Raw genomic sequence first — 15,490 nt, 5'->3', positions numbered from 1 at the left:
TTGCCCGCGAAAAAAGGAACTTCGATTCGACTGTTGTTTGCTGCTTTATATATTTTCCATTTTTTACCAACCCCGCCGGCGCTTTCCGTTTCGCTTGTAATCGCATAATGCCAAGTGCGGCATGCGGTGCCTTCCCTGGTCGCCGAAAACCCCTCTAGAACGCTGCGTACGTGCCTCCTTCCAGGGCGCGACGAGCTCTTTTTCGAACATTCGCTACCGTTCGTCGTATCTGTATCAAGTGGCCACTAGAACTTCCGTCCGACAACTTCGGCAGGCTCGCCAGACGCATGCCGTTGCGCATATCGGCTTGACGGAACTCACATATAGCGCCCCTGTCACCTTTTATGTGCACACCAACTGGCATGGCGCGCGACAAGCTGCGCTGTCATGTATCCACGGACACGGTCAACCGGCCAAAGCCCAATAGAAGGTGAATGATCATGGCGACACCCGATGAAAACATCACAGGTTATGGCGGCCAGCCTCAGACCGGCCTCTCGACGTCATCGAGCATGGATACGCCACGCCATTCTTCGGCTCCGGCGACGGAAGACATGAAGAACAAGGCACACGAGGCCAGCCAGCACCTCACCGAGCAGGCGAAGACGCAGGGCAGGGAGCAGTTCGAGCGCTATCGCGGCAGCGCCGCGGGCGAGATCGAGAAGATCGCGCAGAGCGCCAAGGCTGCCGCCACCGAGCTCGAGAACCAGGACCGGCCCGGCCTCTCGCAGTACGTCACCAGCGCCGCGCAGTACCTCAGCGAGTTTGCCGACGACGTGCGTGCCAAGAATGCCGACGAACTGTTCCACGACGTCACCCGCATGGCCCGCAACAACCCGGGGCTGTTCATCGCCGGCAGCGTGGCGCTCGGCTTCGGCCTGATGCGCTTCGCCAAGGCCTCCAGCGAGCGCGCGCAGAGCGGTGACTACGGCTCGCATCGTCCGCACCTGCGCCGCGATCACCATGATCGCGCGTCGACGCACTACGGTGATGCCGGCCACCTGCCGAGCCAGCGCGAGCTCGACGAGCACATCGGCAGCGGCGCCGGCGTGGGCACGGTCGGCAGCGTCAGCAATGCCGGCCATTCCGACCTGACCCGGCCGACCCCGACATCCCCGGCCGGCGCCAGCGCCGCGGGTTCACCCCTGACCACCGGTTCCGGCTCCACCGCCGGGCGCAACGGCAAAGGTACTGACGGAGGGCTCCTGCCATGAACGAACAGCAACGTCACACTGCGACCACCAGCCATCTTTCCGATCACCCGGAATACGACAACTCGGTCGGCGGCCTGCTGCGCCAGCTGACCCGTGAGGTGCCGTCGCTCTTCACCAAGGAGCTGGCGCTGGCCAAGGCCGAACTCAGCGAGTCGATCCGCTCCACCAAGGCCGGCGCGGCCAGTGTCGCTACCGGTGGCGCCGTGCTTCTGGCCGGATTCATCGTGCTGTTGATGGCCGGTGTCTACGGCCTGAGCAACGTGATGGCGCCCTGGCTGGCAGCGCTGATCGTCGGCGGCGTGGTGGTGATCGTCGGGCTGGTCATGGTTTCGGCCGGCAAGAAAAAGTTCGAGGCCACGAATTTCAAACCCGAACGCACCATCGATTCGATCAACAAGGACAAGGACGTGGTGAGAGGGCATAAAGCATGAGCACAGCCAACGATATCGACCGCGAAGCACAGAAGGACCCGGAAACGCTCGAGCGCGAGATCGACCAGCAGCGCGCCGACATCTCCAACATCGTCCATGCCCTGGAAGACAAGCTGTCGCCCGGGCAGATGATCGACACGGTGCTGGGCTACGCCAAGGGCAACGGGGGCGAGTTCGTCACCAACCTCGGCAATACGCTCAAGGCCAATCCGGTACCCACCGTCCTGACCGGTGTCGGCCTGGTCTGGCTGATGGCCGGGCAGAACCGCCAGCCAGCCTCGACCTACTCGACCTCGACCGGCCCCTCGATGCGCGACCGCCTCTCCGAGAAGACCACCGGTCTGAAGGAGCAGGGGGCGAGCCTGAAGGACCGCGCCGGGCAGATGACCCACAACCTGTCCAGTTCGGTCAGCAGTACGCGCGCACGGCTCAGCGACTCCAGCCGGCATGCCGGCGAGAACCTGCGCTACCGTGCCGACCAGGCGCGCGGCGGCTTCAACCGCATGCTCAACGAGCAGCCGCTGGCCCTCGGGGCGATCGGCGTTGCGCTGGGTGCGCTGGTCGCCGCCTGCATCCCGCCGACCCGGCGCGAGGACGAGCTGATGGGCGAAGCTCGAGACGAGATGGCCCATCGCGCCCGCGAGAAAGCGGAGGAGGGCTACGAGCGCGCCTCGGCGGTCGGGCAGGACGTCGCCGAGCAGGTCAAGCACGAGCTCAAGCGCGACATGAACGACGGTGCCACCCAGCACCAGGCCAGCGCCTCGCGCCCGCATTGACCGGGCCGGCACGGAAAAACGCCCGCCAGCCTGGCTGACGGGCGTTTTTCCGTTGTTTTCCATGGCTTACGGGGCTTGAGTCCGGCCCAACAAACTTCGATAATGCGCCGCCTGTCGCCGGTGTAGCTCAGTAGGTAGAGCAGCGCATTCGTAATGCGAAGGTCGGGGGTTCGACTCCTCTCACCGGCACCAAGGATCTCGAAAAGGGCTAGCGCAAGCTGGCCCTTTTTCTTTTGGGATCGCGTCTCTCGACGCCCTTCGCCTATGCCAGCCGGTACATTCGTGGCATGTGCGGGACCCCTAGGCCTGGGACGATGCATTAGCCGGTCAACTCTCAGCGGCAGGCTGCGCATGGTTCGACGCTCCCTACAGGCGGCTTGCGGCACTGCCATATGCCTTGCTTCGCTCTCGCTTGCCTACGGCGATCACTGTGACGACCAGACGGCTGTCGATCACCTGGTAGACCAAGCGGTAGCCAATGGCACGGAGCTTGATCTTGTAGCAGTCGGGCATGTCCCTGAGCCTGTCGGCCTCCACTCGAGGGTTCTCGAGGCGCTCTTTGAGCTTCTTGGCGAACTGTAGCTGGATGGTGTTACCCAGCTTGCCCCACTCCTTGAGTGCCTGGGCGTTGAACTCCAGGGCGTACTTAGTCGGCTCCGCCGGCTTGCGCAACGAGGTCATCGATATCTACTCGTACAGTAGGTTCACCAGCACGAGCGCGTACGATTTCAGCTAGCCGCAGATCGTCGATCAGTTCCAGCATGGCTTCGTAGCGTGCGGGTGGCACGGCATAAAACGCTGGTTCGTTTCGATTGAGGATCACGATCGTCTCGCCGCCACCTTCTCGGATGGTACCCATTGGGTCCTTTTTTAGTTCTGTCACCGACGCCGCAATGTCAGCCAGTACCGTGTAAGTCATCGCCATATCCCCTGTTCTCTACTATCCGCGCTTCTAGGGTGCCCGAGCTCATATCCACAGGGCCGAACCATCAAGCTTCGTTGAGCTAATCCGGGTTCTCTATTGTGGCCGGGCTGTCTTGATCAAAGTCTTCGTAAGGTCACCTGTGAAGGGTAGGTAGATGAATAGTAGCCCCATTAAAAGCACTCTTGAAGATCTTTTTGGAGCGACTCGGCTACGCTGGGGGCCGGTGAGTAGGAGCCCCTAAAACGGCCGAGGCATGCCGATAGCCACATCCGGTTGTATAGAGGGTGCGCTGGAAGCGCCCGGAATTTACTGGCTTCCAGCTTTGGCGATGACAGGTGCCGATCTTTCGTAATGCGAAGGTCAGGGTTCGACTCCTCTAACCGGCACCACGGATCTCGAAAAGGGCTAGCGCAAGCTGGCCCTTTTCCTTTTGGGACGGTGTCTCTTTGAGGGCCGTTCTCGCTACAGGCGCTTGCAGCACTGCCATGCACCTTGCTCCGCTCCTGCCTGCCTACTGACAACGATCCGGGTTCTTGGGGCCGAGCTGTCGTGGTCAGGAGTTCTTCACAACGGCGTGACCAGCATCCCGGGTCTCAGCCCCAGCCCCCAGTGCCGCCCGGACAGCCCGGCCGACCTTCTCGCCTTTCAGGCATCTGTAGCCGGGCTCTCCGACCAGCCTGTCGGATACGACCACGCCTCTCCAACACTTTTATCGCTTCACGCCAGTTGATGATTAGTTGACGGAAAAAATCAATATTTACACGAAGGGTTTCTCGAATATAGATTCACAGAGAGAATTTCTCTGTATATGTTGATTATTTCCATCCACGTTGACAAAAATAAGAAGGTACAACGCATGGCTTGGTTGGGTTTTGCGAAAGTCGCCACCTTCATGGCGCCGATCGTTGGCAAGCGATCGTCAGCGCTGACCGTGCCGATACCGGTGCCGCTCGCATTCGGTTTGACTGGCGGTATGGGTTCCGACCCTGGCGATATGGTCCTGAGTGGGGGGACTGAAGTTGCGCCCACTGCACTCATGTCGATGTTCTCACCATTGTGTTTCGGGCTCCTGCGCTCTCGTCAGGCGTTTTTTGGGTTCGATGTGAGAAGTTCGTCGGCTGCGTCTTTTTAATCAACGAGCGGCATTCTAAAGAGGTTCTGTTTCCAGGCATGTCGGGAGGTTTTTTAACTCGATGGTTGCTTGTGCGGGCGCTTGTGAATGTCTGGATAAGTAAGAGTAGTTGTTTGATCGTTGCGGGCTTCGCACAGGCCTGCAGGGAAAGCCTTGTTCAAATAAAAACAATAGAAGAGGTTCGTATGCTGGCGAAAAGAATGACGCTGATGGCCTGTTCGGTATTGCTTGCGAGTGCCGGTAGTTCTCTGGCGGCAACCATCGAATATCCCGAGCGGCTCCAGGATGAAGGGAAGTTGAATCTTTATATCCGCGCCTTGCAGATAGACACCGAAATATACAACGACCTGGTGGAGGACCAGTTTGGGGGATTTCCGGACGGATCGAAGTTGGGGGGTACCGGTATCGGCGCCATCGTGGATTACAGCTCCGGTTACTGGGGCGGATTCGTCGGATTCGATGCGTCGCTTTATGGCGTGGCCAAGATCGATTCCAGGCAGAACAGCCGGGATATCTTTGACGATACGAGTGGAAGCAACAAGGGCTTCGCCAAGCTGGGGCAGGGCTACCTGAAGTTTCGGCATGGCGGTACGGACTGGGAGGCGGACATGCAGGTCGGCCGGGGTCGCTTCGATGCCGGCACGCTGGCAACGCTGGACACCCGGATCGCACCGGGGGCCTATCAGGGCGCGCGTGCGCGCCTCAGCTTCACCGACCTCGGAGTCGGCCCGCTGCCGGGCGAACTGGACTTCGACGTCGCCTACGTCAACCGCAGTTCGCCCCGGGACCGGGAAGACTTCGAGCGCCTGATGAGCAACACCGGCGAAACGATAGGTGGCCTGTATACCTATGGCTTCAATTATGACCTGAAGGCCGTTGAGTTCAGCTACCGGCATGGTGTGGCGAAGGACTTCAACGAGAACAGGCGCTATGAACTCACCTTGCAGGCCCCGGTCGGCGAAAACGGGGGAATCGTATTGAATACCCAGTATTACGACTTCAAACGTGCGGGCGATATATGGCGGCGTGACTGGTTGGAGGGTGAGGCCGCCTACGACGACAAGGCCAGTTGGTTGAACGTGAATCTCGGCATTCTGATGAATCGCCTGCGCCTCGGGCTTTCCTACTCCGAAACGGATGCGAAGTTGAGCAACGGGCTACTTGGCTACGCCTTTTACGATCATGGCGATAACGTCGACGGGCTGATGGACGCCTGGACGGAAGCAGGAAATGACTTCAACAATGACGGCGAAACAACCTGGCAGGTCGGGGCCGAATATGACTTCAGCGGGCTTTCCTTGTTCGATGTGCCTCTTGATGGCGTAAAGGCAATGGTCATCCACAAGCGAGGGAAGTTCGATGCGGACAATCCCTTTACAGGGGTGTCGACGGATATCACTGAGCGTCAAACGGAATATCGTCTTTATTATCGTTTCGATGAAAAGGACTATGCCGGTTTGTCGGTGGGCATCATTTATACGGACTACCGGATCGACGAGGGCTTCGTTTCCCTGGTCTCCGCCCAACCGGAGAACGTGGTGACGGGCAAGGAACTGCGGACCTATATCGACTACGCCTTCTAGTTCTAGGGAGAAGCGTTACGCCCGATCGCGGTCGAGACTAGGCGCCCCGACCGCTCCCACAAAAGCTGCGCAGAACCCTGTGGGAGCGGTCTTGACCGCGAAAAGCGTTCGAGCCGGCAGGCGATGCCCCGGTCAGGTTTGCCTGCCGAGTTGGCCTCAAGGTCGAGTGAGTTCTCACAAGCTGCCGCGGCTGGATCCCGGCCGCGCTTGAGGAAGGGACGGCTACATGATGCGGATATTCGGAATTTTCCAGGCGGCACCGGCCATCGTTCGATTCGGACTCGGGGCCATCGCTGCACTCTGCCTGGTCGTGGCGGCTCAGGCGAAGGGGCCGGCGCTGCCCGTCGGTCCCGACGCGGGGGACATGGAGCTGTCGCCCTTTTATCGTTGGTCCGGCCCGGTGCCGAATACCCCTGGAACCCTGCTGAGACAGGAGGCGGTGGCGCGTCAGGAGGACATGCCGGCAGCATCGGCAGCCATCCGCATCCTCTACAGCTCGCGGGACGAGCGCTGGAACTCGGGGGCGATTCCCGTCAGCGGCACCCTGTTCCTGCCGGCAGGGGAACCGCCTGCCGGTGGCTGGCCGCTGTTGGCTTGGGCGCACGGCACGCTGGGCATAGCCGACAGCTGCGCGCCGTCCTGGGCGGGGTTCAGGCGCCGCGATGCGTCCTACCTGAACCGCTGGCTGGCGCAGGGCTTTGCGGTGGTCGCTACCGACTACCAGGGCCTGGGAGGACCCGGGCCGCACCCTTATTCCTACTGGCAAGCGGAAGGGCGCTCGGTGCTGGATTCGATCCGCGCCGCCCAGGCCGTCGCGCCCGGCGCGCTTTCGGGCCGGACGCTGCTCGCCGGGCAATCCCAGGGCGGAGGGGCGGCGCTGGGGGCTGCGACGCTGGCTGACACCCATGCCAGGGACCTGGATATCCGCGGCGCGGTGATCACCGGACCCAACAGTACCTTTCCCGAAGGGCCGATCGCCTTGCCGAGGCGCAACTCGCTGACCATGTTCTTGGGATTCGCGACCGGCGCATTGAAGGACGGGGCGCCTCCGATAGAGGACATTCTGAGCGCCAAGGGACGGGCGCTGCTCGGCGTTGCGCGCCAGGGCTGCACGGGCGATATCGCGCGCAAGGCGCGGGAGTTCGAGGTCGGCTCGTTCGAGGATCTGCTGGCCATTAGCCCGCAGGAGCTGGCGCCCCTGCGCGTGCCCACCACCGACATGCCGCTGTCGTCGATCCGCTTTCCGCTGCTGATCGCAACCGGCAAGGCCGACCGAACCATCACGCCCATGGAGCAGTACGCGGTCGCCGCCGCCTTGTGCGCGGCCGGCAACGAGGTCACCTGGCGGCTTCTCGAGGGGATGGGGCATGACGGGGCGATGCACGGCTCCCTGGACGAGGCCTTCGCGTTCGCCAGCGCCCGGCTCGAAGGGAGAGCGGTCAGCGCCAATTGCGCCGACCTTCAACCGCCCGGCCCTCCCGGCGAGCGGGACCCGCTGGCGCCCTTCAACGATGACTGAGGTGCGCTGAGCCCAGCATGAGGGGCGGGGCGTCGGCCCGCACTCGCCGAAGCTCAGCCCGGCAGCGCGCCGGTATAGCGGGCGCGGTGCCGGACCAGCGGCTGCTGGTTGTACTGCTCGCAGGCGTGGGCGATCCAGCCGATCAGGCGGGCGACGGCGGCGAGCGTCAGTTCCTGGCCATCCAGGCCCAGCTTGCGACCGACGAAACTGACCAGCAGGATGAACTCGGCCGGGCGCTGCACCAGTTCCTCGGCCACCTTCATCGCCTTGAGCAGGCGCAGGTACTCCGCGTCCTCGGCGAACATCGCGTCCAGCGTTCTTTTCAGGCTGATGGCGCGCGGGTCGGCGATGCTGTGCACGCGGTGCGCCGAGTGCGCGTTGGCGCAGAACCCGGGGATGTCCCCACCCTGGCTGTAGTACTGCAGGATGGGCTCGGCCGGATCCTTGGCATTGCACACATCGGACAGCAGGCGGCTGACCGCCTCGCTGCGGCCATAGGCGATGCGCCGGCCCCGAGCGGCGGCCAGGCCCGTGATCGCGGCGTAGTAGGGCGTGACGCCGGTATTGGCCGCCGCGCGCACGCTGTAGGTGGAGTGGTCCAGCTCGTGATCGATGCAGAGGATCAGCAGGCGCCGGATGAGGTCGGCGAAGCGCTCATCGACGCCGCAGGAGGAGGCGATGAATTCGTGCAGCGGGCGGGTGTCGGGAGCCGTCGCGCCGACCACCAGCGCGGCGAACCAGCGCACCACGTCGGCGCCGGTGCGTGCGTAGCCTTCCGGTGACAGGTCGAACGCCTTCGGGTTTTCCCGCTCCACCAGCGGAAACAGGGCGATGGCCTTCTCGGTCACCGTGGTGTGGGCGTACAGCTCGAGCAGCGGCGCGACCCCCTCGGGCATGTGCGGCAGGGTGTCGCCGAAGGCGCCCGGCACCTGCCAGAACATCTCCGCGACTTCTTCCACGGTGGCCTGTTCCACCAGCTCGTTGACGTCCCGGCCGCGGTAATACAGGCCGTCTTCGGTCAGCAGCGTCAGCGAGCTGTTGGAGTCGGGGCTGGCGCGTCGGGTCGATGGGCTGTCGCCGCCCCGGTTGCCCTTGACCAGGCGGTGGATATCCGCGGCCCAGTAGCGCCGTTTGCGCGAGCCCTCGACCTTCATCGAGCGGATGTTCTTGCGGCCCACGTAGGCATACAGGGTCGTCAGGTTGACGCCGAGCAGGCTGGCGGCCTCTTCGGCGGAGAGGTAGAGCTCATCTTGATTGGCCATGGCGCCCTTATGTAGACGACTTCCGTACAGATTTACCGATCTTAGTCCTCTGTATACAGTCCTGCAAATCCTCCTTCGGAACGTCTAGATCGGGGCACTCCGCGCATAATCCACCCCCTGATCAGAGGCTTTCCTCATGAAATCGCTGTGTCTTGCTGTGTCTGTCGCTCAGGCTGCTCTGCTGCTGCCCCTTACGGCCCTGGCGGATAGGGAGCCCGGCTTCCAGTCCATCGGTCTGGGGGTAGCGGCGTCGGACAGCCTCTACGCCGGCGCGGACAGATCCGTATCGGTGCTGCCCTTGCTGCACTACGAAGGGGAGCGCTTCTTCGTGCGGGGCGTGACGGCCGGCATGCGGCTGGTCGAGCGCGAGGGCTTCGGCCTGGAGGCGATCGTCGCCGGGCGCTTCGAGGGGATCGACCGCAGCGACTTCGGGCGCGCCGAACTGGCCAGGAACGGCATCGACCGCGACCTGCTGGACGATCGTGACGATGGCGTCGACCTCGGCTTGCGGGCGAACTGGAAAAGCCTCGGGGCGAGGTGCGCCTGTCCGCCCGTGCCGACGTCAGCGGCGCCAGCGAGGGTTACGAGCTGACCCTGGGCTATGGCTATCCGATGCAGCTGGCGGGCATGACGGTGACGCCGTCGCTGGCGGTGAGCTACCTGTCGGACAAGCTCGCCGACTACTACTACGGCACCCTGAGCGACGAGGAGGCGCGCGGCGTGAGCCGCTATCGTCCGGGCGGCGCCGTGGTGCCCGGCGTGGCGCTGGGCCTGGCCAAGCCGCTCGGCGAGCGCTGGCTGCTCAGTGCCGAGGCCAGCTACCGCAGGCTGCCGGACCGCATCACCGACAGCCCGCTGGTGGACAGTGATTCCAGCCACGTCGGATTCAGGTTGGGAGTGTCCTGGCTGTTCGACTGAATGGTGTACGGAAAAAATCAAGATTTACGGGAAAAACGTCAATGTGTATGTTTGTCCCGTCGTACATCTTGGCCGGCTTCCTAGCCGCCTGATGGTTCGCACCCCCACCTGAATTCCTAAGAACAAGGACAAAAATAATGGCTTGGGTTGGTTTCGCGATGGTTTCGGTGTTCATGCTGCTGATCCTCACGCGACGATTGTCGGCGATCGTCGCGCTGATCCTGGTGCCGGTGGTCTTCGGCCTCGGCATCGGGCTCGGTCCGCAGATGGGCGAGATGATCATGGACGGCGTCCTCAAGGTGACGCCCACCGCGATGATGCTGATGTTCGCGCTGCTGTACTTCGCGGTGATGTTCGACGCGGGCCTGTTCGAGCCGGCGGTGAAGCGGATCATCCGCTGGGTCGGTGACGACCCGCTGCGCATCACCCTGGGCACCGCCGCGCTGTCGGCGATCATCTCGCTGGACGGTGACGGCGCGACCACGGTGCTGGTGGTGGTGACCTCGTTCCTTCCGGTGTACCTGCGGCTGGGCCTGAACCCGCTGATCCTGGCGGTGATGCTGCTGCTGACCAACACGGTGATGAACATCGTGCCCTGGGGCGGGCCGACGGCGCGGGCTGCCAGTGCGCTGCACCTGGACGCGCTGGACGTGTTCCTCGGCCTGATCCCGACCATGGTGATCGGCCTGGTCTATGCCTTCGCCGCCGCCTGGTGGCTGGGCATGCGCGAGCGCAAGCGCCTCGGCTGGGTGCCCGGCCGGGCGACGGACGCGGGCCCGCTGCTGGTGCGCGAGCCCAAGGCCAGCCACCGGCCCAGGCTGTTCTGGGTCAACCTGGCGCTGACCCTGGGGCTGATCGTGTCCATGGGGGCGGGGCTGGGGCCCTTGCCGATGCTGATGATGATCGGCCTCGCCCTGGCGCTGGTGATCAACTACCCACGCCTGGCCGAGCAGCGCGAACGGATCGCCGCCCATTCCGAAAGCGTGCTGAGCGTGGTGGCCCTGATCTTCGCCGCCGGCGCCTTCACCGGCATCCTCACCGGCTCGGGCATGGTCGACGGCATGTCCCAGGCGCTGCTCAGGGTGGTGCCGGAACACGCCGGTCCCTACATGGGCTTCATCACGGCGCTGGCGAGCGTGCCCTTCACCTTCTTCATGTCCAACGACGCTTTCTTCTTCGGGATCCTGCCGATCCTGGGTGTCGCCGCCGCGGAGTACGGCGTGGACCCGATCCACATCGCCCGCGCCTCGGTGCTGGGGCTGCCGGTGCACGCGATGAGCCCGCTGGTGGCGGCGCCCTACCTGCTGGCGGGGTTGCTCAAGCGCGACCTGGGCGAGTTGCAGCGTTACTGCCTGGGCTGGGCCCTGGGCTGCTCCGGGGTGCTGATCGTGGGTGCGCTGGTCACCGGCGCCATCCTCTAGCGAGCCCCTGTACAGAGAACCGCCACGCGCCCGGCCGCTGACGCCGGGACGGGGAGCGGCTTGCCGAAAGAAACGCCGGGCCCTGGCGGGACGGCAACCACGCGGAAGGACGAGCGACACCATGAGCGAGCAATTCCCGCGCAAGGTCGTGGTGACCCAGCGCTTCTTCGATCCTGAAAGCCTGGCCTACCTGCAGGCCAACGGCTGCGAGGTAGAGATCGCCCCGCTGGCCGACGGGCAGGCCGATGGCGATCTCGACGAAGCCCGGCTGCTGGCGCTGCTGGCCGATGCCGACGCCTGGATCGTCGGCCACGCCTGGATCACCGCCTCGCTGCTGGCCGGGCTGCCGCGGCTGAAGGTGATCGCCCGCCGCGGCGTCGGCTACGAGCGCGTCGATGTCGAGGCGGTGCGCGCCAGCGGCAAGGTGGCGACCATCGCGGTGGGCGGCAACGATGCCAGCGTGGCCGATCATGCCGTGGCCATGATGCTGGCGCTCGGGCGCCGACTGGGCGAATCGAAGGCGCGCATGGCGGCTGGCGACTGGTCCATCACCCTCGGCCACGACCTCTGCGGCAAGACCGTCGGCATCGTCGGCCTGGGCCGCATCGGCTGCGGGGTCGCCAAGCGCCTGGTCGGCTTCGATGCCCTGGTGATGGCCTGCACCCCGCACCCGGACCGGCGCCCCGGTTGGGCCCTGGGGGTGAACTACGTCGAGCTGGACACGCTGCTGGCCGAGAGCGACTACGTGACGCTGCATGCGCCGCTGCGCGAGGACACGCGCTTTCTCATCGACGCCGATGCGCTGCGCCGGATGAAACCCACGGCCTTCCTGATCAACACCGCCCGCGGCGGCCTGGTGGACGACGGCGCGCTGCTCGAAGCCCTGCAGGCGGGCGTCATCGCGGGGGCCGGCCTGGACGTGTTCCTCAGCGAGACCGATCACCTTCATCGACCCACCACCCAGGCGCTGCTCGCCCTGCCCAACGTCGTGGCCACCCCGCACAGCGGCGCCTCGACCCACGAAGGCCTGCAGCGCACCAACCTGATCGCCGCGCAGTGCGTCGTCGCGGTGCTGAACGGCGACACGCCGCCAGCGTCCTGCGTCATCGCCGACGGGCGCGGCCAGCTTTCACACGAGGAATGACGATGAAAAACAGCATCAAGGTGCTCGTCCCGACCGGCTGCATCGGCTCGGGCCTACGACTGGACCTGTTCGAACAGGCCCTGCTGGAAAAACCGGACGTGATTGCCATGGACGGCGGCTCGACGGATTCCGGCCCCTACTACCTCGGCACCGGCAAGACCAAGGGCTCGGCGGCCGTGCTCAAGGCCGAGCTGCTGGTGTACATGCGCGCCCGCGCCGAGCTGGGCGTGCCGCTGATCATCGGCAGCAGCGGCACCTGCGGCTCCGACGCCGGCGTCGACCTGCTGCGCGGGCTGTGCCTGGAAGTGGCCGCCGAGCTGGGGCAGAACGTCAAGATCGCTGCCATCTACGGCGAGCAGGACGCCGCCACGGTGACCCAGGCGCTGGCCGACGGCCGGGTGCTGCCGCTCAATCCGGTGCGCCCGATCGACGAGGCGCTGATCGAACGCTGCACGCACATCGTCGCGGCGATGGGCGTCGAGCCCTTCATCCACGCGCTGCAGCAGGGCGCGGACATCATCGTCGCCGGCCGCGCCACCGACACCGCGGTGCTCGCCTGCCTGCCGGTCATGCGCGGCGCGCCGGCGGGGCCGGCCTGGCACGCCGGCAAGACCATGGAGTGCGGCGCCCAGTGCACCACCACGCCGGCCGACGCCATGGTCATGGCCGAGATCGACGACCGCGGCTTCACCATCACCGCGATCGGCGACCAGGCGCGCCTGACCCCGCAGTCGGTGATGGCGCACATGCTCTACGAGAACAGCAACCCGCTGCTGCTGGTCGAGCCGGGCGGCGCGCTGAACGTCGAGGCGGCCACCTACACCGCGCTCAGCGAGCGGAGCGTGCGGGTGGAAGGCTCGGTCTGGGAGCCGGCCGAGCGCTACACGGTCAAGCTCGAAGGGGCGGCGCCGGCCGGCTATCAGTCGGTGCTGCTGAGCGTGGTGCGCGGGCCGGAATACATCGCGCGTTTCGATGAATGGCTGGGGCAGCTGGACGACGTGATGCGCAAGCGCATCGAGAAGAACCTGGGCATCGGCCCGGCGGACTACGACCTGCAGTTCCGCGCCATCGGCAAGAACTCGGCCTTGGGCGCGCTGGAGCCGCAGGTCGGCACGCCGGTGGAAATCGGCGTGCTGGCCATCGCCACCAGTCCGGACGAATCGCGTACCCGCGACATCCTAGCGCTGCTCAACCCCTACATGCTGCATTTCCCGCTGCCCGAGGACGAAGAGCTGCCGACCCACGCCTTCCCGCTGTCGCCGGCGTCCATGGATCGCGGGCTGATCTACGAGTTCGCCCTCAATCACGTGATGGTGGTGCCGGACCCGCTGAGCCCGTTCCGTTTCGATTTCACCGTGACAGGAGCCTGAACATGAGCCGTTCCCAGGGTTACGAGATCCGTTCGAAGAGCGCCGGGCCGTTCTGGCTGACCTTCGACGTCTTCTGTGCCGACGCCGAGACCTTCGGCAGGCTGTGCGGCGACCCGCACCTGAGCGCGCCGTCCATGGCCGCGCTGTTCCACAGCGACCCCGAGCAGGTGCGGATCTTCCACATGGCGCCGCTCAACGTGATCAAGATCAGCTTGCCGCGCCCGGTGGTACAGGGTTCGGTGGCCGATCGCGACATGCACGGCGCGCAGTGGGGCTACGTGCTGGCGGAGGAACTGGCCCGGGCCGGCGTCTGACCGGCGCGGCTGCCGGCAGCGCGATCCCGGCGGGTCCGCGCTGCCGGCCTGGTTCCCGAACCCCCGAGCGCTCGATGCAGCGCGCAGAGGAGCAATGGAGAAATTCCCATGTCCGACCCTACACTGGCCCGGCATCTCGCACGCTATGCCTGCGAACTGTCCGCCGAGGACATACCCGAATCCGTGACCGCCTGCGTGCGCCGGCGCCTGGTCGACAGCCTGGCCTGCATCCTGGGTGCCTACGGCGCCGGTCCGGTGCAGGTCGCGCTGGCGATGGCTGCCCAGACGCCGCTGCCGGCTGCCAGCGTGTTCGGCACCAACCTGCGCACCACGCCTGAGCTGGCGGCGTTCGCCAACGGCGTCATGGTGCGCTTTCTCGACTACAACGACGGCTACATGGGCCGCGAGCCGGGCCATCCGAGCGACAACATTCCCGCCTGCCTCGCCCTGGCGGAGGCCGAGGGCGCGACTGGGAGCGAGCTGATCGCGGCCATCGTGGTCGCCTACGAGATCCAGATGCGGCTGCAGGACGCGGCCAGTCTGAACAAGCGCGGCTGGGATCACGTCAACTACATCAACGTCGCCATGGCCGCGGCCGCGTCCCGGCTGCTGCAGCTGGACGAAGCGCGGGCGGAACAGGCGATCAACATCGCGCTTGGCGCACACCTGGCCACGCGCCAGGTGCGCTCGGGCTCGCTGTCGGACTGGAAGGGCTGCTCGGCCGCCAACGCGGCGCGCAGCGCGATCTTCGCCGCGCAGCTGGCGCGCCACGGCATGACCGGGCCAGCCCCGGCGTTCGAAGGCGAGATGGGCTTCTTCCGGCAGGTGTCGGGCGAGTTCGAACTTGACGTCGAAGGTTTCGGAAACCGTGCGAACGGCGACTTCGCCATCCTGCGCTCGCTCACCAAGACCTTCCCCACCAATGGGGAGCTGCACACGGCAGTATGGGCGGCCATCGACCTGCGCTCGCGAATCCCTGACCTCAAGGCCATCGAGTCCATTCGGATCGAGACATCCGAATTCAATCGCCGGGTGCTGGCCGACCCGGAGAAATGGCAGCCCAGAACGCGCGAGACGGCCGACCACAGCCTGCCCTACAACGTGGCGCGGGCGCTGCTGGACGGGGACATCACCCTGGATTCCTATTCGATGGAGCGGATCTGCGACCCGCGCGCCATCGCCCTGATGGGCAGGACGACGGTGAGCGAGGACGCCGGGCTGACCCGGCTGTTCCCCCGCTACCTGGCGAACCGGGTGAGCGTGACCCTGGTGTCGGGCGAACGATTGACCTGCGAGATGATCAGCGGCCCCGGCTCCCTGGAAACGCCGATGACCGACGGGGACTTCGAGCGCAAGTTTCGCCGCATGGCGGCGCCGCACCTCGACCCGTCGGCGCAGGATCGGGTCCTGGGATTCGTCGCCAGCCTGGAGCGGCAGAGCGACTACGCCGCGCTGTTCGACGCGATGAGACCCTGACGGCC

16 protein-coding genes and 1 tRNA gene are annotated in these 15,490 nt (G+C 65.2%); 14 read left to right on the top strand and 3 right to left on the bottom strand.

The window, feature by feature from the left end; genetic code table 11:
* Positions 1-440 precede the first annotated feature (440 nt).
* The 4 genes from H610_RS0115765 (at position 441) to H610_RS0115750 (ending at position 2,613) form a co-directional block, all read left to right on the top strand.
* Complete coding sequence (locus H610_RS0115765; protein WP_028240570.1) at positions 441-1,214, top strand: hypothetical protein; 774 nt, start codon at positions 441-443, stop codon at positions 1,212-1,214.
* The gene (locus tag H610_RS0115760; protein WP_028240569.1) at positions 1,211-1,645 is read left to right on the top strand and encodes a phage holin family protein; all 435 of its coding nucleotides are present in this window, start codon (positions 1,211-1,213) and stop codon (positions 1,643-1,645) included. The genes H610_RS0115765 and H610_RS0115760 overlap by 4 nt, the downstream gene beginning before the upstream one ends.
* Positions 1,642-2,421 (top strand): DUF3618 domain-containing protein, encoded by a 780-nt coding sequence (locus H610_RS0115755; RefSeq protein ID WP_028240568.1) that lies wholly within the window; start codon positions 1,642-1,644, stop codon positions 2,419-2,421. The genes H610_RS0115760 and H610_RS0115755 overlap by 4 nt, the downstream gene beginning before the upstream one ends.
* A gap of 116 nt (positions 2,422-2,537) precedes the next feature.
* A tRNA-Thr gene (locus H610_RS0115750) sits at positions 2,538-2,613 on the top strand.
* 174 nt (positions 2,614-2,787) lie between these two features.
* Here the strand turns inward: H610_RS0115750 and H610_RS0115745 are convergent.
* Together H610_RS0115745 and H610_RS25055 are read right to left on the bottom strand one after the other, a co-directional pair.
* Positions 2,788-3,102: a type II toxin-antitoxin system RelE family toxin gene (locus tag H610_RS0115745; protein WP_043238767.1), complete on the bottom strand. Its 315-nt coding sequence runs from the start codon at positions 3,100-3,102 to the stop codon at positions 2,788-2,790.
* Positions 3,068-3,340, bottom strand: coding sequence for a type II toxin-antitoxin system Phd/YefM family antitoxin (locus tag H610_RS25055; RefSeq protein ID WP_201768374.1), 273 nt, complete (start codon positions 3,338-3,340; stop codon positions 3,068-3,070). The genes H610_RS0115745 and H610_RS25055 overlap by 35 nt, the downstream gene beginning before the upstream one ends.
* A gap of 814 nt (positions 3,341-4,154) precedes the next feature.
* On the opposite strand from H610_RS25055, the gene H610_RS25535 reads away from it, so the two are divergent.
* The 3 genes from H610_RS25535 (at position 4,155) to H610_RS0115735 (ending at position 7,580) form a co-directional block, all read left to right on the top strand.
* Positions 4,155-4,478: a hypothetical protein gene (locus tag H610_RS25535; protein ID WP_152529112.1), complete on the top strand. Its 324-nt coding sequence runs from the start codon at positions 4,155-4,157 to the stop codon at positions 4,476-4,478.
* A gap of 113 nt (positions 4,479-4,591) precedes the next feature.
* Positions 4,592-6,061, top strand: a complete 1,470-nt coding sequence (locus H610_RS0115740; RefSeq protein WP_236614312.1) for an OprD family outer membrane porin — start codon at positions 4,592-4,594, stop codon at positions 6,059-6,061.
* A 226-nt stretch (positions 6,062-6,287) separates the two neighbouring features.
* Positions 6,288-7,580, top strand: a complete 1,293-nt coding sequence (locus H610_RS0115735; RefSeq protein ID WP_236614311.1) for a lipase family protein — start codon at positions 6,288-6,290, stop codon at positions 7,578-7,580.
* A gap of 53 nt (positions 7,581-7,633) precedes the next feature.
* Here the strand turns inward: H610_RS0115735 and H610_RS0115730 are convergent, their stop codons facing one another.
* A complete protein-coding gene (locus H610_RS0115730) occupies positions 7,634-8,842 on the bottom strand; it encodes a citrate synthase (RefSeq protein ID WP_028240564.1) in 1,209 nt (402 codons plus the stop codon).
* Positions 8,843-8,978: 136 nt separating this feature from the next.
* On the opposite strand from H610_RS0115730, the gene H610_RS26085 reads away from it, so the two are divergent.
* From H610_RS26085 to H610_RS24030, 7 genes are all read left to right on the top strand, one after another.
* A complete protein-coding gene (locus H610_RS26085) occupies positions 8,979-9,434 on the top strand; it encodes a MipA/OmpV family protein (protein ID WP_256380905.1) in 456 nt (151 codons plus the stop codon).
* Entirely contained in the window at positions 9,380-9,760 is a 381-nt protein-coding gene (locus H610_RS26080; protein WP_256380904.1) for a MipA/OmpV family protein, read from the top strand. The genes H610_RS26085 and H610_RS26080 overlap by 55 nt, the downstream gene beginning before the upstream one ends.
* 134 nt (positions 9,761-9,894) lie before the next feature.
* Positions 9,895-11,181, top strand: coding sequence for a CitMHS family transporter (locus H610_RS0115720; RefSeq protein ID WP_028240563.1), 1,287 nt, complete (start codon positions 9,895-9,897; stop codon positions 11,179-11,181).
* 121 nt (positions 11,182-11,302) lie between these two features.
* Positions 11,303-12,325 (top strand): phosphoglycerate dehydrogenase, encoded by a 1,023-nt coding sequence (locus H610_RS0115715; protein WP_028240562.1) that lies wholly within the window; start codon positions 11,303-11,305, stop codon positions 12,323-12,325.
* A 2-nt stretch (positions 12,326-12,327) separates the two neighbouring features.
* The gene (locus H610_RS0115710) at positions 12,328-13,695 is read left to right on the top strand and encodes an acyclic terpene utilization AtuA family protein (protein WP_028240561.1); all 1,368 of its coding nucleotides are present in this window, start codon (positions 12,328-12,330) and stop codon (positions 13,693-13,695) included.
* A 2-nt stretch (positions 13,696-13,697) separates the two neighbouring features.
* Positions 13,698-14,009, top strand: coding sequence for a DUF4387 family protein (locus H610_RS0115705; RefSeq protein ID WP_043238763.1), 312 nt, complete (start codon positions 13,698-13,700; stop codon positions 14,007-14,009).
* A gap of 108 nt (positions 14,010-14,117) precedes the next feature.
* Positions 14,118-15,485, top strand: coding sequence for an MmgE/PrpD family protein (locus H610_RS24030; RefSeq protein WP_084166470.1), 1,368 nt, complete (start codon positions 14,118-14,120; stop codon positions 15,483-15,485).
* Positions 15,486-15,490: the final 5 nt, after the last annotated feature.

This window comes from Stutzerimonas azotifigens DSM 17556 (assembly GCF_000425625.1).
GTDB lineage: Bacteria > Pseudomonadota > Gammaproteobacteria > Pseudomonadales > Pseudomonadaceae > Stutzerimonas > Stutzerimonas azotifigens.
Note: the sequence above shows the minus strand (reverse complement) of the source record. Positions and strands in the feature narration are given on the sequence as shown.

Excerpts from the sequence above, each read along its gene's own strand:
- H610_RS0115765 (WP_028240570.1), top strand. The coding sequence starts at position 441 with ATGGCGACACCCGATGAAAACATCACAGGTTATGGCGGCCAGCCTCAG.
- H610_RS0115760 (WP_028240569.1), top strand. The coding sequence starts at position 1,211 with ATGAACGAACAGCAACGTCACACTGCGACCACCAGCCATCTTTCCGAT.
- H610_RS0115755 (WP_028240568.1), top strand. The coding sequence starts at position 1,642 with ATGAGCACAGCCAACGATATCGACCGCGAAGCACAGAAGGACCCGGAA.
- H610_RS0115745 (WP_043238767.1), bottom strand. The coding sequence starts at position 3,102 with ATGACCTCGTTGCGCAAGCCGGCGGAGCCGACTAAGTACGCCCTGGAG.
- H610_RS25055 (WP_201768374.1), bottom strand. The coding sequence starts at position 3,340 with ATGACTTACACGGTACTGGCTGACATTGCGGCGTCGGTGACAGAACTA.
- H610_RS25535 (WP_152529112.1), top strand. The coding sequence starts at position 4,155 with ATGTTGATTATTTCCATCCACGTTGACAAAAATAAGAAGGTACAACGC.
- H610_RS0115735 (WP_236614311.1), top strand. The coding sequence starts at position 6,288 with ATGATGCGGATATTCGGAATTTTCCAGGCGGCACCGGCCATCGTTCGA.
- H610_RS0115730 (WP_028240564.1), bottom strand. The coding sequence starts at position 8,842 with ATGGCCAATCAAGATGAGCTCTACCTCTCCGCCGAAGAGGCCGCCAGC.
- H610_RS26085 (WP_256380905.1), top strand. The coding sequence starts at position 8,979 with ATGAAATCGCTGTGTCTTGCTGTGTCTGTCGCTCAGGCTGCTCTGCTG.
- H610_RS0115715 (WP_028240562.1), top strand. The coding sequence starts at position 11,303 with ATGAGCGAGCAATTCCCGCGCAAGGTCGTGGTGACCCAGCGCTTCTTC.
- H610_RS0115710 (WP_028240561.1), top strand. The coding sequence starts at position 12,328 with ATGAAAAACAGCATCAAGGTGCTCGTCCCGACCGGCTGCATCGGCTCG.
- H610_RS0115705 (WP_043238763.1), top strand. The coding sequence starts at position 13,698 with ATGAGCCGTTCCCAGGGTTACGAGATCCGTTCGAAGAGCGCCGGGCCG.
- H610_RS24030 (WP_084166470.1), top strand. The coding sequence starts at position 14,118 with ATGTCCGACCCTACACTGGCCCGGCATCTCGCACGCTATGCCTGCGAA.